The 443-nt window shown below is 61.4% G+C and carries 1 protein-coding gene; it reads left to right on the top strand.

Features of this window, described 5'->3' with window-relative positions:
• The coding region (locus tag O7A05_RS34200) for a 5'-nucleotidase C-terminal domain-containing protein (protein WP_337097815.1) at positions 1-443 on the top strand (443 nt) is incomplete at both ends.

Here is a 443-nt window from a genome sequence, read left to right as displayed (position 1 = left end):
GCGGCCCCCTTCAAGGCCGGCGGTCGCGGCGGCGCCGACTACTATACCGACGTTCCGGCCGGCGATATCGCCATCAAGAACGTCGCCGACCTCTATCTCTACCCGAACACGGTGCAGGCTGTTGCCATCACCGGCGCCCAGGTGAAGAACTGGCTCGAAATGTCAGCCGGCATGTTCAATCCCATCGAGGCCGGCTCGAAGGATGCGGCGCTGCTCAACAACGACTTCCCGTCCTACAATTTCGACGTCATCGACGGCGTCACCTACCAGATCGACCTATCGCAGCCGCCGAAATATGATTCGTCCGGCAAGCCGATCAATCCGGACGCCAACCGCATCCAGAACCTCGCCTTCAATGGCAAGCCGATCGATCCGGCTCAAAAGTTCGTCGTCGTCTCGAACAACTACCGCGCCGGCGGCGGCGGCAATTTCCCCGAGATCAC

It is taken from the genome of Mesorhizobium argentiipisi (SeqCode), assembly GCF_037179585.1.
In the GTDB taxonomy this organism is placed as follows: Bacteria; Pseudomonadota; Alphaproteobacteria; order Rhizobiales; family Rhizobiaceae; genus Mesorhizobium; species Mesorhizobium argentiipisi.
The sequence above is the reverse complement of the archived record's forward strand: the minus strand, read 5'-3'. Positions and strand labels throughout refer to the sequence as shown.